Here is a 21,479-nt window from a genome sequence, read left to right as displayed (position 1 = left end):
CGAAAGGGGGTGCGGCAATGTCCGGACCACCGATCCCGGTTCGCGTGGCTGCCGCCGGTACAGGAATCCACGCGATCAATCATCTGATAGTCCCGTTGATCCCGCCGACCAGTTGGCATGTCGGCACCGTCTACCACCTGATCAGTGCGCCGCTGTACGCAGCGTTGCTGGTGCCGCTGCTGCGGGGGCGCAACTGGGCGCGGGTCCTCGTGACGGTGCTGTTGGCCTGTCAATTCGGCGGGCGGTTCGTGGTGTGGCTGCTGTTTCCCGGCACCGCCGTCCACCTTGCCCTGCTGGCCGGATGGACATTGTCGGTCGTCGTACTGGCAGCGCTGTGGGTTCCCCGGTCCGCCCGTGCGTACTTCCGCCGCCGGCCGGCCGACCGCGCGCGAACGTCCTGACCGTGCGCCGCCCGCGACAGGCCCATCGACGGGCGGTATGTGGCCGGCAACCGCAGACCGGGTCGGCCATCGGGAATACTGCGGTGCTGGACGTGAACAGCCCGTAATTCCGAGCGAAAGGAGCAGCGAGTGCGATATGTCGTAGAAACCGTGGGTGCCTTCGCAATCGGCGCAGCGATCACGCTGACCGTCCCGCTCAGCGCCCACGCGGCGCCCGGAGAATTCGTCTACCGCTCACAGATCGGTGGCCCGGCCGTGCTGAGCGATCTCGATCCCGACCGGTGCTACAACACCCCGGGCGCCGCCGGAATCCTCGCCAACGAAACCGATATGCACGTCGCGGTTTTCCCCGGGCCCAACTGTGAGGGTGGACCCATGGACGCCGAGGCCGGTGCGTTCGAAAGCGCGGTGTTCAGCCCGTAGCCGGAAGGCCGAGCCCGGTCTCGCCGCTGCCGCCGGCGAGCTGTGTCCCGCGCGCGCCGCAGCGGACGATCGGACTAACGGGCGCGCAGCGTCAGACCGTGGCCGTTCGGGTTGCGCAAGGTGAGGGTATCGGCGTCGACCGTGGCCTGTGCCGTGCCGTCCAGGGCAGCGAGTACCGCCTGTTCCACCTCCATGACCTCGGGTGGACACAGCATCCGTGTCGTGGCCGCGGTGAAGGCGATTTCGGCGCCGTCCGGAGTTTCGGTGATCTCGGCGCGCCCGGTCATCCGGTTGCAGCCGGCGAATCCGGTGAGAGCGCCGTCCCCGGCGATGGTGAGGTTCGGGCGCACTTCGTCGATGGTGCGCGACGAAATCCGGGCGTCCGGGGTCAGCAGCGTGGTGACGGTCCATTCGGTGCCGCGGATCGGGCGGTCCGGTTGTACGACTTTCTTGTCGGCGAGAACCACTGTCGTCTTCTTACCGGTCAGCGTGAGCCGGTGGCCGTCGAGTTCCCAGGTCGGCTCACCGCGGAGCAGTTCGCCGACCCAGGCATCGGATCCGGCACGTTCACCGGGACAGGCGGCGAGGGTGCTCGCCAGCTCGGAAACATGCAGAACGTGATCGCGGAGATCCACCGCACCGCTGTGCTTGTTACAGCCGGCGTCGGCGGTGATCCGGCCGTCGGCGAAAACCAGGGTGAGCGGTCCGCCGCCGGGGATCGTCGTACCCGTGACCTCGGTGGAGATGAAGGTATGGCCCATCGGCGTCGAACCGGGTGGCGCGGGCGCCGGCTCGTCATCGTTCGAGCAGGCCGTGGCGGCCAGCAGGAGTAGCGAAAGGGCCGCACCGAATCGGAGCGATCGTCCGGGCATGCCGCCGATGCTACCCGCCGTCCGCCGTTCGCCCGGGCGGCGACATCCGGGATCGGCCGCCGCTCGCGACCTTCGCCGTCGGTGTTCCGATGCCTCCGGTGGGCGGTCTGGTCTTCGGCCATATCGACGACCGGATCGGCCGGAAACGTACGCTCGCACTGATGATGGCGATCATGGCTCGCCTGCGGATATCTGGGGGGAACCGCGGTGGTGAGCGTGCTCGCCACCCGGTTCATCGGCGAAGAGGATCGCCTCACCGCGTGAGCGTCCGGCAATCGGGCCGTAGCACGCGGCTATGCTGTCCCGAGTGACCACAGCCGCGCCGAACCCAGTTTCCACCTGGGCGCCGCTGCGATCCCCGGTCTACCGAGCCCTATGGATCGCCCAGTTGGTATCCAATCTCGGCACCTGGATGCAGATGGTGGGTGCCCAATGGGTACTGGTCGACGAACCGAATGCGGCGGCTCTGGTGTCGTTCGTGCAGACGGCGACGACGTTGCCGGTGATGATCTTGTCGATACCGTCCGGGGTACTCGCGGATCTGCTGGACCGACGGCGCCTGCTGCTGGGCGCGCAGTCCACGATGGCGCTGCTGGCGGCGGTGCTGGCGATCGCGACCGCCACCGGTCACACCACCCCTTCGGTGCTGCTCACGCTGTTGTTCCTGCTCGGCTGCGGGCAGGCTCTGGTCGGTCCGTCGTGGCAGGCGATCCAGCCCGAACTGGTGCCACGCGACCAGATTCCGTCCGCGGCGGCGCTGGGCAGTATGAATATGAATATCGGCCGGGCGGTGGGCCCGGCGGTCGCGGGCGTGCTGGTCGCGCTGTCCGGGCCGGCGCTGGTGTTCACTCTCAACGCTTTTTCCTTCTGTGCCATCGTCGCGGCGTTGCTGCTCTGGCGGCGGCCGAAGGTGGCACGCGAATTTCCGAGCGAACGCCCGCTGGCGGCGTTGCAGGCGGGTACCCGGTTCATCAAATCGGCGCCGGCCATCCGGCGGGTGCTACTGCGTACCGCGCTGTTCGTCGCTCCCGGTAGTGCGTTGTGGGCGTTGCTGCCGGTGATCGCGCGTGACCAGCTGGGGTTGGGATCCTCCGGTTACGGCGTGATGCTGGGCGCACTCGGGGTGGGGGCGGTACTCGGCGCGGTGAGCCTGGCGCGGGTACGGGCATTGCTCACACCCACTCAGCAGGTCGCTGTCGCCGCGGTGATGTTCGGCGTGGCCTGTTGCGGAACCGCCCTGCTTCGGGTCGAGGCGCTGGTGCTGATCCTGCTGGTCTTCGCCGGTGCGGCCTGGCTGCTCACCCTCTCGACCATGAACGCCACCATGCAGCTGCTGCTCCCGGGATGGGTGCGGGCGCGTGGACTGTCGGTGTACATGCTGATCTTCATGGCCGGCCAGGCGATCGGCTCGGTGGTGTGGGGTCTGGTGGCCGGCGCTTACAGTGCGGTCACTGCCCTGCTGATCGCGGGGGCGCTGCTGGGGTTGGCCGCGTTGAGCACCATATGGTTGCCCATGCGGCAGTTCGTGGCCGGTTTCGACCTGACTCCGCACGCGTACTGGCCCGAACCCGAACTGGTGGTGGAACCGGAGCCGGACGACGGCCCGGTGCTGGTGCTCAAAGACTACGACGTGCCGGCGGACCGGGTACCGGAGTTCCTCGACGCAATGGCTTACGTGGGCCGGTCCCGGCAGCGCACCGGCGCGATGGAGTGGCGGCTGTACCGCGATGTCGGCGCCGCCGACCGCTACGTCGAGGCTTTTGTGGTGCGCTCCTGGTCGGAGCATATGCAGCAGCACAAAGTGCGGCTCACCGCCCAGGATCTGATGCGTGAACGTGCGGTCGCGGAGTTCGCCCACGACGAGACGCTCACCCACCTGGTGTCGGTCGGACCGCGCGCATAGATACACTGTCCGGCATGCGGATGTTCCTGGATATCCTCCTGATCGTCACCAGCCTGCTGCTGGTGCTGCTGGTGCTGTTGCACCGCGCCAAGGGCGGAGGTCTGTCCAGCCTGTTCGGTGGTGGGATGCAGTCGAGCCTGTCCGGTTCTACCGTCGCCGAGAAGAACCTCAACCGCATCACCATCTTCACCGGGCTGGTCTGGTTCATCGCGATTCTGGGGATCGGCCTGGAGATCAAATTCGCCTGATCGTCAGTCGGTCCGGGGTATCCGTCCGTCGATATCGGTGAATCCGTAGTCCTCGGCCAGATCGGCGACTTTCCAGGCTTTGCCCGATCGTTTCTTACGGTCGGGGTCGGCGGCCAGCGCGACCACTGCGCGGCCTGCGAACCGCGGCGTTTCGGCCTCGTCCAGGTCGAAGCTGCCCTCGCCGGGCAGAGTCACCACGCGTTTACCCGTCTCGTCCGCGGGGACCAGCTGCAGTAGTTCGGTGGCGACCAGGCCCGGCCAGATCGAAACGGCGGTGACCTCGGTATCGGCGAGGTCCCGGGCGAAATCGGCGGTCATCCGGTCCAGCGCCGTTTTACCGATCCCGTAGACGGCGTTGTGCATGGCGCGCTGCGCGCCGGGGGAGGACACGTTCACGATGAGGCCGTCCCCTTTCAGCAGCAGCGGTGCCGCGTATACGGCCGCGACGTAGTGTGAACGCACCCCGATCCGGAACGTCTCGTCCCAGGCTTTCGGCGGTACATCCCAGAATTTGCGGCCCAGCCAGCGGGCGGCGGCGGGGGAGTTGTAGACATTGTTGACCAGGATGTCGAGCCGGTCGTGTTCGGCGCCGATGCGCTCGAAGAGGGCCGCGGTCGCCTCGTCGTCGCCGTGATCGCAGAGGACGGGTACGCCGGTACCGCCCAGCTCGTCGATCCGGGCGGCCGTTTCGCCGACCGTGCCCGGGAGTTTGCCGGGCTGCTGCGATCGGCCGGTGACGTAGACGGTCGCGCCGGCCGCGCCCAGTTCCAGTGCGATACCTTTGCCGATCCCGCGACTCGCGCCGGTGACCACCGCGATCCGGTTTTTCAGTGGGTGTGGTGTTCCGCTCACAGTCCCGGGACGTTACCGTGAAACTGTAACGCGTTCTAGTATTCGGGAGGTTCCGTGGCGCCGATACACCGGTTCATCGATACCGGAGGTGTGCGGATGCACATCACCGAACAGGGGCAGGGCGATCCGGTGATCTTCTGCCACGGGTTCCCGCACACCGGCTACATCTGGCACCGGCAGCTCGCCGCCCTGTCGGCGGCCGGATACCGGGCCATCGCCCCCGACCTGCGCGGTGCGGGGCGCACCCAGGCACCCGAAGCCGTCGACGAATACACGAACAAGGCCGTGATCGGTGATCTGCTCGCGTTACTCGACGATATCGGGGCCGAGCGCGCGGTGTTCGCGGGTGTCGATTTCGGTGCCGCCCTGCTGTGGGAACTCGGGATGCGCGCCCCGGAGCGGGTGCGCGGCCTGATCGTGCTGAACAATCCGTTCGCGCCGCGTGCGCCGAAACCGCCCGGGTACTACTGGGCGAAAATGGCCCAACGGCATTTCCTGCATCTGCAGTATTTCCAGGAACCCGGGGTCGCCGACGCCCATCTCGCCGAGCAGCCGCGCGAATTCCTGTCCCGGGTCTACTATGCGCTCAGCGGCGATTACCACTATCTCGATGTCTGGCAGAACCCGCCCGGTATGCGCTATATCGATGCGCTGCCGCAGGCCCCGCAACTACCGTGGCCGTGGCTTCCCGAAGCGGAATTCGACATTCTGGCCGCGGAATTCGAGCGCACGGGTTTCACCGGCGGACTGAATTGGTATCGTGCGATCGACCGGAATTGGGAGCTGACAGCCGATTACGCACAGGCCGCCCCCGCCGCGCCGGTGTATTTCGTCTACGGGCAGAACGATCCGGATATGGAGGGTTTCAGCGGTCGCGACCCGCTGGCGACCATGCGCGCGACCCTCCCCGACCTGCGTGCGGTCCGGTGCGTACCCGGCGCCGGTCACCTGGTCCAGCTGGAAGCCACCGATGCGGTGAACACCTTCCTGCTCGACAGTCTCGGCGATCTCGCGTCCTGAGGTTCGGCAGGGACTACGCGCCCGCGGCCACCGGCAAACCGCTTGTCCGCGCGCGGTGGCGTCGCCGTAACCTGACCGCTATGACTGTCCGCGGTGTGCTGTTCGACTTCTCCGGTACTCTTTTCCGATTCGAACCGGAACTGGACGGGCTGATCGGGCACAACGGAGAAGCCCTCGACGGCGAAGCCCAGGCCGAGGTGGTGCGGCGGATGACGGCGCCGGCCGGGCGGCCGAGCAGCCTGCCGCAGCGGTTACACGACGAATGGGGGCGGCGGGACCTGGACCCGCCGCTGCATCGTGAGCTGTACCTGGCGGTGCTGCGTGGATCCGGGGTCGCCAACCCGGAGTACCTGTACGAACAACTGGTGTCGGCCGGGGCCTGGCAACCGTTCCCGGATACGGAGGCCGCCCTGACTGCGGTGGCGGCGGCCGGGATACCGCTCGCTGTGGTCAGCAATATCGCCTGGGATATCCGGCCGGTATTCGAACGGGCGGGAGTGGCCGAGCAGGTGAACGAATTCGTCCTGTCGTATGCCGAAGGCGTGGTGAAACCCGACCTTCGGCTCTTCGAAATCGCCTGTGGCCGTATCGGTATCGCTCCCGAAAAGGTGCTGATGATCGGTGACAGCTACGAGGCGGACGGTGCTGCCGCCGAACTGGGCTGTGCGGTCACCCTTGTGGAACCCGTACCGGCCCACCAGCGGCCGTCCGCGCTGGTGGATGCGCTTGCCGAGTACGGGATCCGCTGATGCACAGCTGCTCGGCCGAGATCCTCGGCGGCGAGCCGATGACCGGTGCCGGTGCTTCCCGCGGTGTGCGGCGGTACCGGGCTCGCGGGCTCAGCCGGCCAGCGTGGCGGTGGCGGCGAAGGTGGTGTACGGCATGGTGAAACCGCCGCCGATCTCGTCTATGGCGGCCCCGACTCTGTCGAGCACGGCCGCCAGCTGATCCGGTGCGAGCCGGGTGAGCGGGCCGGTGGTGGGCAGATGGTCCAGCCATTGCTCGCGGGTATAGGACTGTTCCCAGTCGAAACGCCACTGTTCCGGTTCGTCGAATCCGCCCGCCCGGCGGATACCGTCGGCAGCTGCGGCGAACATCTCCCGGTAGGTTTCCAGCGCGGATTTCTCCTGGGCGGCCGTGCGGGTGAAGGGGGAATCGGGCGCGACCTGCGCGTAGGCGGCCGCCAATGCCCGGGTGACCTCGGTGGGGGCGTCGAAGGCGTGCCCGAATACGGCTATCCGGCCGCCCGGCCGCAGGACCTGCGCGGCCTTTGCGGGGCCGGTGACCGGGTCGACCCAGTGCCAGGCTTGGCCGGCGACGACCGCGTCGAAGGTCCGGCCGGCCGGATCCCAGGCTTCGAACGTGCCAGTTTCGGCATCGACCCCGGTGCCGCGGGCGAATTCGGCCATCCGGTCGTCCGGGTCGATTCCCAGTACCGTGCAGCCGGCTTCCTGGAACTGCCGGGCCTCGATCCCGGTACCGCACCCGATATCGAGAACATCGCGGCCGGGGCTGGTGGCGATTATCCGCGTTATGAGTGCGTCGGGGTAGCGCGGTCGAGCCCGGTCGTAACGCTGTGTGTCGACGCCGAACGATTCGGCGACGTCGCGGTGCCGGTGCGGCTCGGGCTGGGGGCACGATGAGCGCAAGGGTAGAGTGGGCATATGCCCACCCTAGTGGGCGTGTGCCCACTAGGCAATCGGGTGGGCTGGGAACAGGCGGAAGGATGGACTCGGTGCCGACCGGAGTGCATATCCGAGACGCGCGTCGGCAGTTGTTCGACGCGGCCGAACGAATCCTGCTGCGGGATGGGATGAACGCGCTGACCAGCCGCGCCGTCACCGCCGAGGCCGGGGTGGCCAAAGGCGTCCTGCACAGGTATTTCACCGACTTCGATGCGTTCCTCGCCGAACTCGTCGGCGACCGGCTCGCCCGGCTCTCGGACCAGGCGGTGACCCTGTACGCGTCCGCCGGCACGGGGACCGTCACGGGGAATCTGACCGAGGCTCTGCTCGAGCTTTTCGACCCCGTGGCGGTCGCGGTCGTAGCGCTGGTCGTCGCGCGGGACGAATTGCGCGCGCGGCTCCGCCAGGACAGGACCACTCCCGGCCTGCCCGTCCTCACCGAGGCCGGCGCCGTGATCGCCCGCTACCTCGCCCACGAGTGCGCGCTGGGCCGTATCGCGGCGGACGCGGATACCGAATCGCTGGCACTGTCGCTGATCGGCGCCGGGCATCTGCTGTTCGCGGGTGCACCGGCACAGCCGGACCGTGCGGCGGTCGGCCGGGTCGTGGATACGGTAATGGCCGATGTCGTCCAGCGTCGGCTGCTGTGAGGCGAAGCAGGCAACCACTACCCGGTAAGCGCCTCCCGGCGTAACGCCGGCAGTTCGGCGCGGTACTGCCTGCTCACCGCCGCGGCCCCCGTCATCACCACGGCGACGAAATTCACCGAGGGCGCTTGGCTGATCGTGCTGCCGATGCTCGTCGTGGTGACGCGGCCGGTGCGCGCCGCCTACGGGCGGATCGGGAAATGCCCCGGCGCGAACACCGTGCCCGCACCGCCCCGGCCCGGGGAACCGGTGATCGTCGTCCCGATCTCGGAGGTTTCCGAACTCGGCCGCGAAGCCCTCTCGGCCGCGCTGTCCCTCGGCGACGATATGGTCACGGCCCATGTCCGGCTGCCCGGTGCAAATCCCCGGCTGTTCGACCCGCCCACCGGCTGCAACCGTATCCTGCCCAGCCACCCCAGCGAGGAACTGGAACGACAGCTGCGTTGCACACCCGGCACTCTGGTCGCGCGTCTGCACCTCCAGACCTGACGATCCGGACGGTGCTTCCCCGGCGTTCGGCGTGGACAGGCAGGATCGGATCTCATGAACCTGCTCTGGGATCAGCATGCCTGCCTGCCCTTGCAAGCCGGAACGGATATCGGCGTATTGTCCCGCTTCGCGCGCCCCGGGCCCACCTTCGTCTCGGTCAATGCCGGGTATTCACCGCACAGCTTCGCGGATTCGGTCGCGCTGCTCGAGTACTACCGGAACGCGATGGCCGGTCGTCCGGATCTGGAGGTGATCGCCGCCGTCGACGATATCGAGACGGCCGGTGCCGCGGGACGGATCGCCGTGGCATTCGATCTCGAGGACTCCAATCCGCTCGACGGCGACCTGACCAATGTGCGTGCATTCGCCGACCTGGGCGTACGCACACTGCTGCCTACCTACAACCATGCGAACCGGGCCGGCGGTGGCTGCCTGGATACCGAGGACACCGGGTTGACCGAATGGGGTCGTGCGCTGGTGGCAGAAATGAATGCTGCCGGGATGGTGCCCGACGGGTCGCACTGCAGCGAACGCACCGGATTGGATATCTGCGAAGTCTCCGCTCTGCCCGTGGTGTACAGCCATTCGTGCATGCGCGCGGTATGGGATCACCCGCGCAACATCACCGACGATCAAGCGCGGGCCTGCGCGGAAACGAGAGGCGTCGTCGGGATCACCGGTGTCGGTATCTTCCTGGGCCCCAACACGCCTACTCTCGAAGCCATGGCCCGGCATCTCGAATACGCCGTCGAACTGGTGGGGATCGACCATGTCGGAGTGAGCACCGACCATTCGTTCGACGCCGCGGATTTCCTGGCCGAAGTGACCGCGAACCCGGAGCTGTTCGACGAGTCGTACACACGCTGGGGGCCGATCCGCTGGATGCCGCCGGAAACATTCGTCACGCTGGGTGACCACCTCCGCGCGCGGGGTTGGTCCGATAGCGATATCGACGCCGTGCTCGGCCGGAATTACGAAAGAGTCGCCCGCGCGACCTGGCAAGACCGGAACCGGGTCGGCACCGCTGGGTAGCCGCCGCGCCCCGGCCTGGGCGTGCGACGATTCGGGCATGACCGGTTACGCGACGCCGCAGGAACTTGCCCGCCGTACGTCCGCCGCGGTCGATGCGGCGGTCGGCGCCGCCCGCGATCTGGGGGTCGTGGTGACCGATGCCGCGGTGCTGCACGATATGTTCTCGGTGGTGGTGCATCTCGCGCCCGCACCCGTGGTGGCGCGCATCCCCACCGTGCTGGCACCGGCCCAGCTCGAATCGCTCGGGCGGCGACAGCAGGCGGAACTGGATGTGGCGACCTGGCTTGCGGGGCACGGAGTGCCGGTGATCGCACCGAGTCCGGCCGGGCCGCGGGAACCTGTCCGGCGTGCCGGATTCTCGATGACGTTCTGGCAGTACGTGGAAGAAGACCGGGACACACCACCCGATTATGCGGCGAACTGCGATCTCGTCGCCGATCTGCACGCCGCGCTGCGAGCGTACCCGGGGCCGCTGTCGTTCCTGTCGGCGGCCGAACCGGATTTCGTCACCGAAAGCCTCGCGGTGCTCGGCGAACACCCGGATTTGCTCGATGCCGCCGATCTGGACCGGGCCCGCCGCGAGTGGCGCGTTCTCGCACCGCTCGTCCGCTCGCGGCAAGCTTTCGAATCCGCCTTCCCGGGAATCGAACTGCAGCCTGTACACGGCGATTCCCCGCCGGCCAACATCTTCCCCGGTGTCGGCGGGAACCTGTTCGCCGACTTCGAACTCGTCACCCTGGGGCCCGTCGAATGGGACCTGGCGGGACTGGGGCCCGAACTGGAGGCCGCCTACGATCGCGGCGCGCGGCGCAACGGTATCCGCCCGCTCGACGACGAAGTCCTGCGCTTCGTGAACGCCGTGGGCATGTTGCGAGTTATCGCCTGTCTGGCGCTCGTACCGCAATTACCGGCCCTGCACGAGCACCTGATTCCCGCCCTCGCACAATGGCGGGAGCACCCGTTCACCGGTGCGGTATCCGGGCGACCTCCCGTATGACGGGGAAATCGCTGTACTCGCCACAGCACCGATATGTGTATCGACCTCGGCGGTCATCGTCGGACCGTACTGGTTCGGCGTCGACGATAGCCGCGAGGACCGCCCGGGAACGCTGCTGAACCGCGCCTTGCCGGCGCGCGACGTTTCCTATCGATAGCTGAGTGGCAGCGGTGGTGCCGAGCCCGGCGGGGTCATCGTGGTCGGTGGTGCCCGGCGCCGGAGACCAGCCGGTAGGCGGCCGCCTCGATATCGGCTTCGCTCAGCAATACCGAAGCCGCTGCCGGACCGAGCGGGACGAAACTGTCCGCACTGTTCACCCTCGCCAGGGATCCGGTGAAACGGGCGTCCGCCAGGGCGGCGCACACCGATTCGGCGACCCCGCCGCTGCGGCGGGTTTCGTCGGCGATCAGCACCCGGCCGGTGGTCGTGGCGTGGCGGAGCAGATCGTCGAGCGGTAGCGGGGACAGCCAGCGGAGATCGAGGACGCGGGTGGTGATCCCGCGTCGTTCCAGCCGCCGGGCCACCCGCAGACTCATGGGGACGGAGTTGGCGAAGGCGACGATCGTCAGATGGGTACCGGTGCCGTACACGCGGGCCCGCCCGATCGGGACATGGGTTTCGGTGCGGGCGGTCACCCACTGCTCGTCGCCCGGTTCGTACAGGTCCCGGGTGTGATAGAGCGCGATGGGTTCGAGCAGCACACAGACCCGTCCGTCCACGCGCGCGGCCGAAACACAGGTGCGCAGCACGGCCGCCGCGTCATCGGGCCGGGACGGGGACGCCACGACCAGACCGGGAATATCGCGCAGCGCCGCCACGGAATTGTCGTTGTGGAAATGCCCGCCGAAACCCCGCTGATAGCCGTAGCCGGCGATCCGCACCACCATCGGATTGCGGTAGCGGCCCGCGGAGAAGAACGACAGAGTGGCCGCCTCGCCTCGCAGCTGGTCCAGGGCGTTGTGGACGTAGGCCAGGTACTGGATCTCCGGAATCGGGACGAACCCCGCCAGACCGGCGCCGAGCGCGGTTCCGAGAATGCTCTGCTCGTCGAGCAGGGTATCGAATACGCGGCGCGCGCCGAATCGCCGGCGCAGTCCCTTGGTGACCCCGTAGACGCCGCCCTTGCGACCGACGTCCTCGCCGAAAACGAGGACATCGCGATCGCGGGCGAGCAGTTCGGCGAGGGTTTGGTTGAGCGCCTGCGCCAGCGTCACCGGATCCGCGGGCGGTGGCACCGAGTTGCCGGGGGTGGGGTCGTCCGCGGCCGGTCCCGGAGGCTCGTGGTGAGCGCCGCCCGCGTGCCCGTCCGGCCCGGCTGCCGGACCCCTGCCTTGCCCGGAGCCGGAGTCGCGCCCTGCCGGGGCCGGCTGGTCGCGGTGGATTCGCAGGGCATCGGGACCGCGGCCGTAGCCGCCGGGTATCGCGTCGCCTTGCCCGGCGCCGCCGCTGACTGCCCCGGTGCCGCCGTCGACCGGCTCGCTACCGGCCGCGGTGGATGCGTCGCCACCGGCGGTCGCGGATGCGGCGTAGCGACGGCCGGTGGCGTGCGGCGCGGCCGGGCCCGGCGGACCGGAACGCAGGACATCGTCGAGCACCGATTCCGGGCGAGCCGGCGCCAACGGCATGATCACCTGATCGGCCGAGTCCAGCTTGGGTTCCCGGCACACCTCGCCGGCCGTGGCGGCCACCTGCCCGGCCAGCCGGTCGTAGCGGTCGAGGACCTCCCGCGGACTGCAGATTCCCGCGGTGACCAGCAGGCGTCCGGTGGCGGTGACCGGGTCGCGGGCCAGATCGGCGGCGATCGCGGCGCTGTCGCGATAGGCAGACTCCACATCGGACCCGGCATGCCCGAACAATCGCACCGTACGCAACCGCAGGAATGCCGGTCGCCGGTGTGCTCGCACCCACGCCACGGCGGCGGATGCCGTAGTGACCGCATCGAGGAGATCGCAACCGTCCGCATCGGAATAGCGCAGCCCCGGCCGGTGACCGTAGGCCTGCTCGATCCATCCCGGCGGCGTCGCAACACTGATCCCGAGCCCGTTGTCCTCGCAGACGAACAGCACCGGAACAGGCACTCCGAGATACGCCGTATGCACCGCGGTGTTGATCGCGCCGGCGGCCGTCGAATGGTTGGCCGACGCATCGCCGAAACCGCACAGCACCACCGCATCCGCCGGCCACGGACCGCTGAGGCCGAGTCGGGCGGCGCGATCGATCGCGAACGCGAGCCCCACCGCGCGCGGTAGCTGGGAGGCGATGGTCGAGGTCTGCGGGATGATCCGGGCCGCCGCGCTGCCGAACACCTTGTGCCGGCCGCCGGAGATGGGATCGGTGGCGGCGGCGACCACGCCGAACAGCAGGTCCCGGACCGGGTCGACGCCGCCCGCCCGGCGGACCCGCTCGACGAACAGCGCACCGGAACGGTAATGCGGCAGTAGCGGGTCGGTGGTGCGGGTCGCGGCGGCCAGGGCCACATTGCCTTCGTGCCCCGCGGATCCGATGCTGTAGAACCCTTGCCCGCTCGCCCCGAGCCGCCGGGCGGCCATATCGGCCTGCCGGCTCAGCACCTGCGCGGTGAACAGGTCGAGACAGCGGGCACCGGTCAACCCGGGCGCGAGTTCACGATCGGGCGGCGTCGGTGGTGCGGCGTGCAGGCCGCCGATCTCCGCGCGGAACCGCTGTTCGGCCTCGTCGATATTCACCGGACCCTCACCGTTGCGAGCCTAAGGCGTGTATCGGAACCCGAGGCCGTACCTTCCCGGCAAGTCGCGACGAGACGGCAGGCCGATGGCAGGTTCAGCGAAGTGCGGCGGCCGCGTCCTGGTCCAGGAACCACGTGGTGGATTCGGTGCCGTGGGCGCCCGCGGCGGGGACCTCGATCGGGTCGGCGCCGTTCAGCGCGTCCGCGACCGGCTGGGCCTTGTTGGCTCCCGAGACCACCAGTGCCACATGGCGAGAGCGCCGGATCGCCGGATAGGTCAGGGTGACCCGGACCGGCGGCGGTTTGGGGGAGTCGGTGACCGCGACCGCCGGTTCCCGCTCTTCGCGGATCGTCGCGGTATGCCCGGGGAACAGCGAATTGATATGCCCGTCCGGGCCCATGCCGAGCAGGTGCAGGTCGAAACCACCGGTTGCGGCCAGATGGGCCCGGACCGCGGTGGCGTATTCGGCGGCCGCTTCGACCGGGTCGGGATACTCGCCGTCGGACGTGGCCACGGTGTGGACGCGGGCGGGGTCCACGGGCACGTGGTCGAGCAGTGCGCGGTGCGCCTGCAGTTCATTGCGTTCGGGGTCGCCAGCCGGGACGAAACGCTCGTCGCCCCAGAAGATATCGAGTTTCGACCAATCCAGCGCACCCGGCTCCGCGCGAACCTTCTCCAGCAGGGCGATACCGGTACCGCCGCCGGTCAGCACCACCGACGCCGAACCGCGTTCGGCCTGCGCCGCCACCAAGACCTCGACGAAGTGCCGAGCGGCGGCCGTGGTCAGGGCATCGCTGTCGGGGTGCACATCAACGGCCGGGGCGGACGCGTCACTACTGGTGGTCATAGGTCACCCTTTCGATTCCGGCGAGGGCTTCGGCATAGATTTCGTCGGCGTCGAGCCGGCGCAGTTCCTCCGCCAGGCAGTCGCGGGTCTCCCGGCGCGCCAGCGCGATCCGCTGCTCGGGTTCACCGGTGCGGGTGAGCGTCGCGGTGACCCCGGTCTGCGGGCGGGCGATGGCTATCGACACCGTGGGCCGGTGCAGTTCGACTACCAGCTCCCCGGTTTTCCGGTAGACCGGGCATTCGAGCCGGCCGGCGAGCCAGCCGGCGAGCATATCCAGCGCGGGCTCCTCACGCAGCCCGGAGACCGTCACCGATTCCACCGGTTCGTGCGGGGCCTCGTCCATCGCGGCGACCAGCAAGGCCCGCCAGTAGGTGATCCGGCTCCACGCGAGATCGGAATCGCCGGGGGCGTAGGAGGCGTGGCGTTTCTTGATGGTGGCCTGGGGATCGGGGGCGAAGGTGGCGTCGGTGATACGCCGCGCGGCCAGCCGGCCCACCGAATCCTTCGACGGGAACTCGGGGGCGCCCCGCGGCCACCAGGCCACCACGGGGGTGTCGGGAAGCAGGAACGGGATCACCACGCTGCTCTCGTGATTCACCAGCTGTCCCTGTAGGCGCAGCACGATCACCTCGGCGGCGCCGGCATCGCCGCCGACCCGGATCTGCGCGTCCAGCCTGGTGGCGGCCGAGCGGTCCCCGCGCGCGAGCACCACCACCCGGCAGGGGTGTTCGCGGCTGGCATCGTTCGCGGCGTCGATGGCGCCCTCGGCCTCGGAACTGTCCAGGGTGCACACGACCAGGGTCAGCACCCGGCCCATGGTGATCACACCGTTGCTCTCACGCAGTTGCACGATCCGTTTGGTGACGGCACCGGTGGTGGTGTCGGGAATATCGATGATCACGGCCGCCGCCATTCCCGGCCCGTGCGGGCCAGCATCTCGTCGGCGGATTCCGGGCCCCAGGTCCCGGCCTCGTACTGTTCGGGTTTTCCGTCGGCCGCCCAGTGGGCGAGCACGGGATCGAGGATGCGCCAGGACAATTCGACCTCCGCATTGACCGGGAAAAGGGACGGTTCGCCGAGCAGGACGTCGAGGATGAGCCGTTCGTAGGCTTCCGGAGAGGATTCGGTGAACGATTCGCCGTAGCTGAAATCCATGTTCACATCGCGCACTTCCATGGACGAGCCGGGCACTTTCGAACCGAACCGCATGGTGATGCCCTCGTCCGGCTGCACCCGGATGACGAGGGCGTTCTCGCCGAGTTCCTCGGTCATGGTCTGGTCGAACGGTAGATGCGGCGCGCGTTTGAACACCACCGCGATCTCGGTGACCCGGCGGCCCAGGCGTTTACCGGTCCGCAGGTAGAACGGAACCCCGGCCCAGCGCCGGGTGTCGACCTCGAGGGTCAGTGCGGCATAGGTTTCGGTGCGGGACTGCGGATCGAAACCTTCCTCGTCCAGCAACCCCACTACTTCCTGGCCGCCCTGCCAGCCGGCCGCGTACTGACCGCGGGCGGTGGTCTCGTCGAGGGGTTCCACCAGTTTGGTCGCGGACAAGACCTTGATCTTCTCCATCTGCAGCTGCCGGGGCTGGAAGCTGATCGGCTCCTCCATGGCGGTGAGCGCGAGCAGTTGCAGCAGATGGTTCTGGATCACATCCCGGGCGGCGCCGATCCCGTCGTAGTACCCGGCGCGGCCGCCGAGACCGATATCCTCGGCCATGGTGATCTGCACGTGATCGACGTAGTTGGCGTTCCAGATCGGATCGAACAACTGGTTCGCGAAACGCAACGCCAGAATGTTCTGCACCGTCTCCTTACCGAGATAGTGGTCGATCCGGAAGACGGTCTCCTCCGGGAACACCCGGTTCACCAATGCGTTGAGTTCGCGGGCGCTGTCCAGATCGTGCCCGAACGGTTTCTCGATCACCACCCGCCGCCACGGCGCGGGCCCCTGTTCGGCGTGCCGGCTGGTGAGCCGATGCCGGTGCAGCTGATCGAGCACGACCGGGAACATATCGGGCGGGATGGACAGATAGAAGGCGTGATTACCCCCGGTGCCCCGTTCGGCATCGAGCCCGGCCAGGGTATCGGCGAGGGTCGCGAACGCGTCGTCGTCCTCGAAGGTGCCCTGGACGAAGCGGAACCCCTCGGCCAGATGATCCCAGACCTCTTGGCGGAAAGGTGTCCGCGAATGCGCGCGCACGGCCTCATGGACGATATCGCCGAAATCCCGGTCCGACATCTCCCGGCGCGCGAAACCGACCAGCGCGAAACCCGGGGGCAGCAGCCCCCGGTTCGCCAGATCGTAGATGGCCGGCATCAGCTTGCGCCGGGAGAGATCTCCGGTGACCCCGAAGATCACCATGCTGCACGGGCCCGCGATCCGCGGTATCCGTTTGTCCCGGCTGTCACGCAGCGGATTACGCCACGGGGTGCCGGATGCCGTCCCTGTGCTCTCCGGAGCGCCGGCCATCGGGGTCAGTTACCTCCTGCTGCTGCCCGCAGTTCGGCCGCGGTGGCCTCCAGCAGTTCCGCCCAGGACTTCTCGAACTTGTCCACGCCTTCGCGTTCGAGGACGGCGAAAACATCGTCGAGATCGATACCCACTTCGCGGAGCTGCTCGAAGACCCCGGCTGCCTCGTCGGCGGTCCCGGAGACGGTGTCCCCGCGAACCTGTCCGTGATCGGCGACGGCCTCGAGCGTCTTCTCCGGCAGCGTGTTCACCGTATTCGCGGCCACCAGCTCGGTGACGTAGAGCGTATCCGGGTAATCCGGGTTCTTCACCCCGGTCGACGCCCACAGCGGCCGCTGCCGGTTCGCGCCGGCGGAGGCCAGATGGTTGTAGGTCGAGGCGTGGTCGCCGCCGGCGCCGAACACATCCAGGTACTCGGCGTAGGCGAGCCGGGCATTGGCCACCCCGGCCTTACCGCGCAGCGCGAGGGCCTCGGGCGTGCCGATCGCCTCCAGCCGCTTGTCGATCTCCGTGTCCACCCGGGAGACGAAGAACGACGCCACCGAATGGATCTTGGCCAGATCGTGCCCGGCGACCCGGGCCTTCCGCAGCCCGTCCAGGTAAGCACCCATGACCGCGCGATACCGCTGCACCGAGAAGATCAGAGTCACGTTGACGCTGATGCCCTCCTCGATGACCGCGGTGATGGCGGGCAGGCCGGCCTCGGTGGCCGGGATCTTGATGAACAGGTTCGGCCGGTCGACGATCTTCCACAGTTCGACGGCCTGGGCCACCGTCTTGTCGGCGTCGAAGGCCATCCGCGGATCGACCTCGATGGAAACCCGGCCGTCCACACCACCGGTCTGCTCGAACACCGGTGCCAGCACATCGCAGGCCGCGCGGACATCGTCGGTGGTGATGGTGCGGATGGCGGCCTCGGTATCGGCACCCCGGGCGGCCAGCGACCGGACCTGCTCGTCGTAGGCGTGTCCCTTGCTGAGGGCACCCTGGAAGATGGTCGGGTTGGTGGTGACCCCGACGACCCCGCGGGTGGCGATCAGTTCGGCGAGGTTGCCGGAGTTGATCCGATCGCGTGACAGATCGTCCAGCCACACCGATACCCCGGCCGCGGCCAGGGCGGCGACGTTCTCGTTCTGTGCCATAACCCTTATCCCTTCACATTGTCGAGCGTGCGCTGCGCAGCGGCCACGACAGCCTCCGGCGTGAAGCCGAACTCGCGGAACAAGGTCTTGTAATCGGCCGAGGCGCCGAAATGCTCGATCGACACGATCTCGCCCGCATCGCCGGTGAACCGGTGCCACGGCATGGCGATACCGGCTTCGACCACGACCCGGGCGGCCACTGCCGGGGGCAGCACCTCGTCGCGATAGGCCTTGTCCTGCGCGTCGAACCATTCCACGCACGGCATCGAGACCACCCGGGTGCCGATGCCCTGCTCCTCCAGGGTAGTGCGCGCGGCGACGGCGAGCTGGAGCTCGGAGCCCGTGCCGATCAGAATCACCTGCGGAACACCGGTGGATGCCTCCGCGAGGATGTAACCGCCCTTCGACACGCCGTCGAGGCTGGTGCCCTCGAGTACCGGCAGGTCCTGGCGGGTCAAGGCCAGCGCGGCCGGGCCGCCGGTGCCCACGGCGTCGCTGGAGACGAACGGCGAATTGTGCTTACCGCTGTGCTTCTCGATCACCGCGCGCCAGGCGTAGGCGGTTTCGTTGGCGTCACCGGGACGCACCACCGACAGGCCGGGAATGGCGCGCAGCGCGGCCAGGTGCTCGATCGGCTGGTGGGTGGGGCCGTCCTCGCCGAGGCCGATGGAATCGTGGGTCCAGACGTAGGTCACCGGCACCCGCATGAGCGCGGCCAGCCGCACCGCCGGGCGCATGTAATCGCTGAACACGAGGAAGGTGCCGCCGTAGGGGCGGGTGGGCCCGTGCAGGGCGATACCGTTGAGGATCGACCCCATCGCGTGTTCGCGGACACCGAAATGCAGGGTGCGGCCGTACGGGCTCGCTTTCCACATTCCGGTGGAGATGGATTCCGGGCCGAAGCTCAGCGATTCCGGGATAGTGGTGTTGTTGGATTCGGCGAGGTCGGCCGAACCGCCCCACAGCTCCGGCAGTACCGGGCCGACGGCCGCCAGCACCTTGGCCGATGCCTTACGGGTGGCCAGGCCCTTGGCGTCCGGTTCCCAGGTCGGCAGGTTGTCGGTCCAGCCCTCCGGCAGTTGACCGTTGAACAGCCGATCGAACAGCGTCTTGCCCTGCGGTACGCGCTGGGCCCAGGCATCGAATTCGACGGTCCACTCGGCATGCGCCCGCGCGCCGCGTTCGGCGGCCTTGCGGGTGTGCGCGATGACGTCGGCGTCGACCTGGAAAGTCTGCTCGGGATCGAAGCCCAGGGCGCGTTTGGTGGCGGCCACTTCGTCGGCGCCCAGCGCCGCACCGTGGGAAGCGCCGGTGTTCATCTTGTTCGGCGCGGGATAGCCGATGATGGTGCGCAGCAGGATCAGCGACGGCTTGGCGGTCTCGGCCTTCGCCGCGGCCAGCGCCGCCTCGATCGCGACGACGTCCTCGCCGCCCTCGACCACCTCGACGTGCCAGCCGTACGCAGCGTAACGGGCCGCCACGTCTTCGGTGAAGGCGATGGTGGTGTCGTCCTCGATGGAGATCTTGTTGTCGTCGTAGATCACGACCAGGTTGCCCAGCTGCTGGGTGCCCGCGATCGAGGAGGCTTCGGAGGTGACGCCCTCCTCCATATCGCCGTCGGAGGCGATCACATAGATGTGATGGTCGAACGGGCTGGCGCCGGTCGCGGCCTCCGGATCGAACAGGCCGCGCTCACGGCGGGCCGCCATCGCCATACCCACCGCCGACGCCAAGCCCTGGCCCAACGGACCGGTGGTGATCTCGACGCCCTTGGTGTGCCGGTACTCCGGGTGTCCCGGCGTCAGTGAACCCCATTTGCGCAGATTCTTCAGATCGTCGAGTTCCAGCCCGAAACCCGCCAGGTACAGCTGGATGTAGAGGGTGAGGCTGGAATGGCCGCAGGACAGCACGAAGCGGTCGCGCCCGACCCATTCCGGGTCGGCGGGGTCGTGCCGCATGGTGCGCTGGAACAGTGTGTACGCCAGCGGGGCCAGGCTCATCGCGGTGCCCGGGTGGCCGTTGCCCGCGGTCTGCACGGCGTCGGCGGCCAGGACGCGGACCGTATCGACGGCCTTGGTGTCCAGATCGGTCCAGTCGTCCGGCAGGTTCGGCTGGGTGAGGGCGCGGATGTCGTCTGTCACTGACACGACCGTGTTTCTCCTGACATTTTCGAGGCGTCGAAAAGGGGCGGGCAGGGGCGGCGAACCGGTACGGCGCGGTGACGGCGGCGCCGCATACACCTCATACCCTAGATGCGTCCGGCCGCCCCTGCGCACGACCCCCGGCCAAGACGGACCCGCCGGTTCCGCCGGGCGTAACCCGGCACTGTGGCCGGGGTCGCAGGGGCGCGCGGCAGGGCGCCACGGTCTTGGGTCTACCATCGTGTGTAGTAGTAGCCGCGTCGCAGCCGCGTGCTGCTGACCCGCGAACCGGATGCGATGTGCAGCGGCCTCCGGCTCCGCTCCAGGCCGGTGTGGCTGCGAGCGAGGCGGTACCCGGCTGCGCCCGTTCGACAGTGTGCGAGGAGAGACAGTGCGGATCGGTCATGACCCGGGCGTCGGCGGCGCCCACGATTCCGCGCCGGCACCAGCGGACCGCGTTCTCGGTAGCGAGAGACTCGCCCGGATCGCCCGTCGTCCCCTGGCGTATCTCGCGCTCACCAAGCCGCGCGTGATCGAACTGCTGCTGGTCGCCACCATCCCCACCATGCTGCTGGCCGACCGCGGCCACGTGGATATCCGGCTCATCCTGGCCACCCTTTTCGGTGGCTGGATGGGTGCGGCGAGCGCGAACACGCTGAACTGTGTGGCGGACGCCGATATCGACAAGGTGATGAAACGGACCGCCAAACGGCCGCTGGCTCGCGACGCCGTGCCCACCTCGCACGCCTTCGTGTTCGGCGTCGTCCTGGGGATCGGCTCCTTCGCCTGGCTGTGGTGGCAGGCGAACCTGCTCAGCGGTGTCCTGGTGGTCGCAACCATCCTCTTCTACGTTTTCGTCTACACCCTCGGGCTGAAACGCCGCACCGCGCAGAACGTCGTCTGGGGCGGTGCCGCCGGTTGTATGCCCGCGCTCGTCGGCTGGTCCGCGGTGACCGGGAACATCGGCTGGCCCGCACTTGCCCTGTTCGCCGTGATCTTCTTCTGGACGCCGCCGCATACCTGGGCCCTGGCCATGCGTTACAAGGAGGACTACCGGGCCGCCGGTGTGCCGATGCTGCCCGTGGTGGCCACCGAGCAGGCCGTGACCAAGCAGATCGTCGTCTACACCTGGCTCACGGTGCTCACCACCCTGGCGTTGATTCCGGCGACCGGTGTGATCTACGCGGCGGTGGCGCTGGTGGCCGGAGCCTGGTTCCTGCTCATGGCACACCAGCTCTACTCGGGTGTGCGCCGCGGCGAATCGGTGAAGCCACTGCGCCTGTTCCTGCAGTCCAACAACTACCTCGCGGTGGTGTTCTGCGGTCTGGCCGTCGATTCGGTCCTCGGCTGGACGACCCTCGGTGAGGTCTTCTTCGGCTGACCGAGACGAGCGACCGGTCACCGCGGGTGGTGCGCCGCTACGGAACCGATCGCCCGCCGGGTTGCGTGGCGGCCGTGATCACGGTGGCGAGACAGCCGTCGGGCCGCACCGGGAATTCGCGTCCCGTCGGCGTCGTAGGCCGCGTGGGTGTGGCCGTCGACATCTGAAGACGTCCGCCGAGGCCGGTGCGCCGGGGTGGACCGCGGTGAACACGCGGGTACC

Annotated in this window: 20 protein-coding genes; 11 read left to right on the top strand and 9 right to left on the bottom strand. The window is 68.5% G+C overall.

All coding sequences use genetic code 11. The features are described 5' to 3' along the window. Positions 1 to 17: 17 nt before the first annotated feature. Positions 18 to 401, top strand: coding sequence for a hypothetical protein (locus IU448_RS05905; RefSeq protein WP_195054424.1), 384 nt, complete (start codon positions 18 to 20; stop codon positions 399 to 401). 129 nt (positions 402 to 530) lie between these two features. Further along, positions 531 to 824: a hypothetical protein gene (locus tag IU448_RS05900; RefSeq protein ID WP_195054423.1), complete on the top strand. Its 294-nt coding sequence runs from the start codon at positions 531 to 533 to the stop codon at positions 822 to 824. 74 nt (positions 825 to 898) lie between these two features. Here the strand turns inward: IU448_RS05900 and IU448_RS05895 are convergent, their stop codons facing one another. Continuing rightward, complete coding sequence (locus tag IU448_RS05895) at positions 899 to 1,696, bottom strand: META domain-containing protein (RefSeq protein ID WP_195054422.1); 798 nt, start codon at positions 1,694 to 1,696, stop codon at positions 899 to 901. A gap of 295 nt (positions 1,697 to 1,991) precedes the next feature. On the opposite strand from IU448_RS05895, the gene IU448_RS05890 reads away from it, so the two are divergent. Continuing rightward, complete coding sequence (locus tag IU448_RS05890; RefSeq protein ID WP_195054421.1) at positions 1,992 to 3,599, top strand: MFS transporter; 1,608 nt, start codon at positions 1,992 to 1,994, stop codon at positions 3,597 to 3,599. 14 nt (positions 3,600 to 3,613) lie between these two features. Further along, on the top strand, positions 3,614 to 3,847 hold the full coding sequence (gene secG, locus IU448_RS05885) for a preprotein translocase subunit SecG (RefSeq protein WP_062995774.1): 234 nt from the start codon (positions 3,614 to 3,616) through the stop codon (positions 3,845 to 3,847). Positions 3,848 to 3,850: 3 nt separating this feature from the next. Here secG and IU448_RS05880 read toward each other — a convergent pair whose 3' ends face one another. After that, positions 3,851 to 4,699 (bottom strand): SDR family NAD(P)-dependent oxidoreductase, encoded by an 849-nt coding sequence (locus IU448_RS05880; protein ID WP_195054420.1) that lies wholly within the window; start codon positions 4,697 to 4,699, stop codon positions 3,851 to 3,853. A gap of 96 nt (positions 4,700 to 4,795) precedes the next feature. Here IU448_RS05880 and IU448_RS05875 point away from each other — a divergent pair, with 96 nt between their 5' ends. Both IU448_RS05875 and IU448_RS05870 read left to right on the top strand, forming a co-directional pair. Next, on the top strand, positions 4,796 to 5,719 hold the full coding sequence (locus IU448_RS05875; protein WP_195054419.1) for an alpha/beta fold hydrolase: 924 nt from the start codon (positions 4,796 to 4,798) through the stop codon (positions 5,717 to 5,719). Positions 5,720 to 5,799: 80 nt separating this feature from the next. Beyond that, positions 5,800 to 6,468 carry an HAD family hydrolase gene (locus IU448_RS05870; protein ID WP_195054418.1) on the top strand — a complete coding sequence of 223 codons (669 nt, stop codon included), beginning with the start codon at positions 5,800 to 5,802 and terminating at the stop codon, positions 6,466 to 6,468. A 90-nt stretch (positions 6,469 to 6,558) separates the two neighbouring features. Here IU448_RS05870 and IU448_RS05865 read toward each other — a convergent pair whose 3' ends face one another. Continuing rightward, positions 6,559 to 7,383 carry a class I SAM-dependent methyltransferase gene (locus tag IU448_RS05865; protein ID WP_195054417.1) on the bottom strand — a complete coding sequence of 275 codons (825 nt, stop codon included), beginning with the start codon at positions 7,381 to 7,383 and terminating at the stop codon, positions 6,559 to 6,561. A 62-nt stretch (positions 7,384 to 7,445) separates the two neighbouring features. On the opposite strand from IU448_RS05865, the gene IU448_RS05860 reads away from it, so the two are divergent. The 4 genes from IU448_RS05860 (at position 7,446) to IU448_RS05845 (ending at position 10,569) form a co-directional block, all read left to right on the top strand. Next, positions 7,446 to 8,054 (top strand): TetR/AcrR family transcriptional regulator, encoded by a 609-nt coding sequence (locus IU448_RS05860; RefSeq protein ID WP_228812034.1) that lies wholly within the window; start codon positions 7,446 to 7,448, stop codon positions 8,052 to 8,054. Between the two features lie 144 nt (positions 8,055 to 8,198). Continuing rightward, entirely contained in the window at positions 8,199 to 8,540 is a 342-nt protein-coding gene (locus IU448_RS05855; protein WP_195054415.1) for a hypothetical protein, read from the top strand. 54 nt (positions 8,541 to 8,594) lie between these two features. Next, the gene (locus tag IU448_RS05850) at positions 8,595 to 9,572 is read left to right on the top strand and encodes a dipeptidase (protein ID WP_195054414.1); all 978 of its coding nucleotides are present in this window, start codon (positions 8,595 to 8,597) and stop codon (positions 9,570 to 9,572) included. Between the two features lie 37 nt (positions 9,573 to 9,609). Beyond that, complete coding sequence (locus IU448_RS05845) at positions 9,610 to 10,569, top strand: phosphotransferase (RefSeq protein ID WP_195054413.1); 960 nt, start codon at positions 9,610 to 9,612, stop codon at positions 10,567 to 10,569. 191 nt (positions 10,570 to 10,760) lie between these two features. Here the strand turns inward: IU448_RS05845 and IU448_RS05840 are convergent, their stop codons facing one another. From IU448_RS05840 to tkt, 6 genes are all read right to left on the bottom strand, one after another. Then, the gene (locus tag IU448_RS05840; RefSeq protein WP_416382959.1) at positions 10,761 to 13,274 is read right to left on the bottom strand and encodes a thiamine pyrophosphate-dependent enzyme; all 2,514 of its coding nucleotides are present in this window, start codon (positions 13,272 to 13,274) and stop codon (positions 10,761 to 10,763) included. A gap of 94 nt (positions 13,275 to 13,368) precedes the next feature. Then, the gene (gene pgl, locus IU448_RS05835; RefSeq protein ID WP_195054412.1) at positions 13,369 to 14,121 is read right to left on the bottom strand and encodes a 6-phosphogluconolactonase; all 753 of its coding nucleotides are present in this window, start codon (positions 14,119 to 14,121) and stop codon (positions 13,369 to 13,371) included. After that, a complete protein-coding gene (opcA, locus tag IU448_RS05830; RefSeq protein ID WP_195054411.1) occupies positions 14,108 to 15,022 on the bottom strand; it encodes a glucose-6-phosphate dehydrogenase assembly protein OpcA in 915 nt (304 codons plus the stop codon). The genes pgl and opcA overlap by 14 nt, the downstream gene beginning before the upstream one ends. Next, positions 15,019 to 16,593, bottom strand: a complete 1,575-nt coding sequence (gene zwf, locus IU448_RS05825) for a glucose-6-phosphate dehydrogenase (RefSeq protein WP_195054410.1) — start codon at positions 16,591 to 16,593, stop codon at positions 15,019 to 15,021. The genes opcA and zwf overlap by 4 nt, the downstream gene beginning before the upstream one ends. A 5-nt stretch (positions 16,594 to 16,598) precedes the next feature. Beyond that, positions 16,599 to 17,735: a transaldolase gene (gene tal, locus IU448_RS05820; RefSeq protein ID WP_195054409.1), complete on the bottom strand. Its 1,137-nt coding sequence runs from the start codon at positions 17,733 to 17,735 to the stop codon at positions 16,599 to 16,601. A 5-nt stretch (positions 17,736 to 17,740) separates the two neighbouring features. Further along, entirely contained in the window at positions 17,741 to 19,882 is a 2,142-nt protein-coding gene (tkt, locus tag IU448_RS05815) for a transketolase (protein ID WP_195054408.1), read from the bottom strand. Between the two features lie 478 nt (positions 19,883 to 20,360). Here tkt and IU448_RS05810 point away from each other — a divergent pair, with 478 nt between their 5' ends. Further along, a complete protein-coding gene (locus IU448_RS05810) occupies positions 20,361 to 21,257 on the top strand; it encodes a heme o synthase (protein WP_280456537.1) in 897 nt (298 codons plus the stop codon). The last annotated feature ends 222 nt before the right edge of the window (positions 21,258 to 21,479 follow it).

Origin of the sequence: Nocardia flavorosea (genome assembly GCF_015477805.1) — a bacterium.
Lineage (GTDB): Bacteria > Actinomycetota > Actinomycetes > Mycobacteriales > Mycobacteriaceae > Nocardia > Nocardia flavorosea_A.
This window is presented reverse-complemented; position numbering and strand designations above follow the sequence as displayed.

Coding starts and splice junctions, on each gene's coding strand:
- IU448_RS05905 (WP_195054424.1), top strand. CDS start 18: ATGTCCGGACCACCGATCCCGGTTCGCGTGGCTGCCGCCGGTACAGGA.
- IU448_RS05895 (WP_195054422.1), bottom strand. CDS start 1,696: ATGCCCGGACGATCGCTCCGATTCGGTGCGGCCCTTTCGCTACTCCTG.
- IU448_RS05890 (WP_195054421.1), top strand. CDS start 1,992: ATGCTGTCCCGAGTGACCACAGCCGCGCCGAACCCAGTTTCCACCTGG.
- secG (WP_062995774.1), top strand. CDS start 3,614: ATGCGGATGTTCCTGGATATCCTCCTGATCGTCACCAGCCTGCTGCTG.
- IU448_RS05875 (WP_195054419.1), top strand. CDS start 4,796: ATGCACATCACCGAACAGGGGCAGGGCGATCCGGTGATCTTCTGCCAC.
- IU448_RS05870 (WP_195054418.1), top strand. CDS start 5,800: ATGACTGTCCGCGGTGTGCTGTTCGACTTCTCCGGTACTCTTTTCCGA.
- IU448_RS05865 (WP_195054417.1), bottom strand. CDS start 7,383: ATGCCCACTCTACCCTTGCGCTCATCGTGCCCCCAGCCCGAGCCGCAC.
- IU448_RS05860 (WP_228812034.1), top strand. CDS start 7,446: ATGGACTCGGTGCCGACCGGAGTGCATATCCGAGACGCGCGTCGGCAG.
- IU448_RS05855 (WP_195054415.1), top strand. CDS start 8,199: ATGCTCGTCGTGGTGACGCGGCCGGTGCGCGCCGCCTACGGGCGGATC.
- IU448_RS05850 (WP_195054414.1), top strand. CDS start 8,595: ATGAACCTGCTCTGGGATCAGCATGCCTGCCTGCCCTTGCAAGCCGGA.
- IU448_RS05845 (WP_195054413.1), top strand. CDS start 9,610: ATGACCGGTTACGCGACGCCGCAGGAACTTGCCCGCCGTACGTCCGCC.
- pgl (WP_195054412.1), bottom strand. CDS start 14,121: ATGACCACCAGTAGTGACGCGTCCGCCCCGGCCGTTGATGTGCACCCC.
- zwf (WP_195054410.1), bottom strand. CDS start 16,593: ATGGCCGGCGCTCCGGAGAGCACAGGGACGGCATCCGGCACCCCGTGG.
- tal (WP_195054409.1), bottom strand. CDS start 17,735: ATGGCACAGAACGAGAACGTCGCCGCCCTGGCCGCGGCCGGGGTATCG.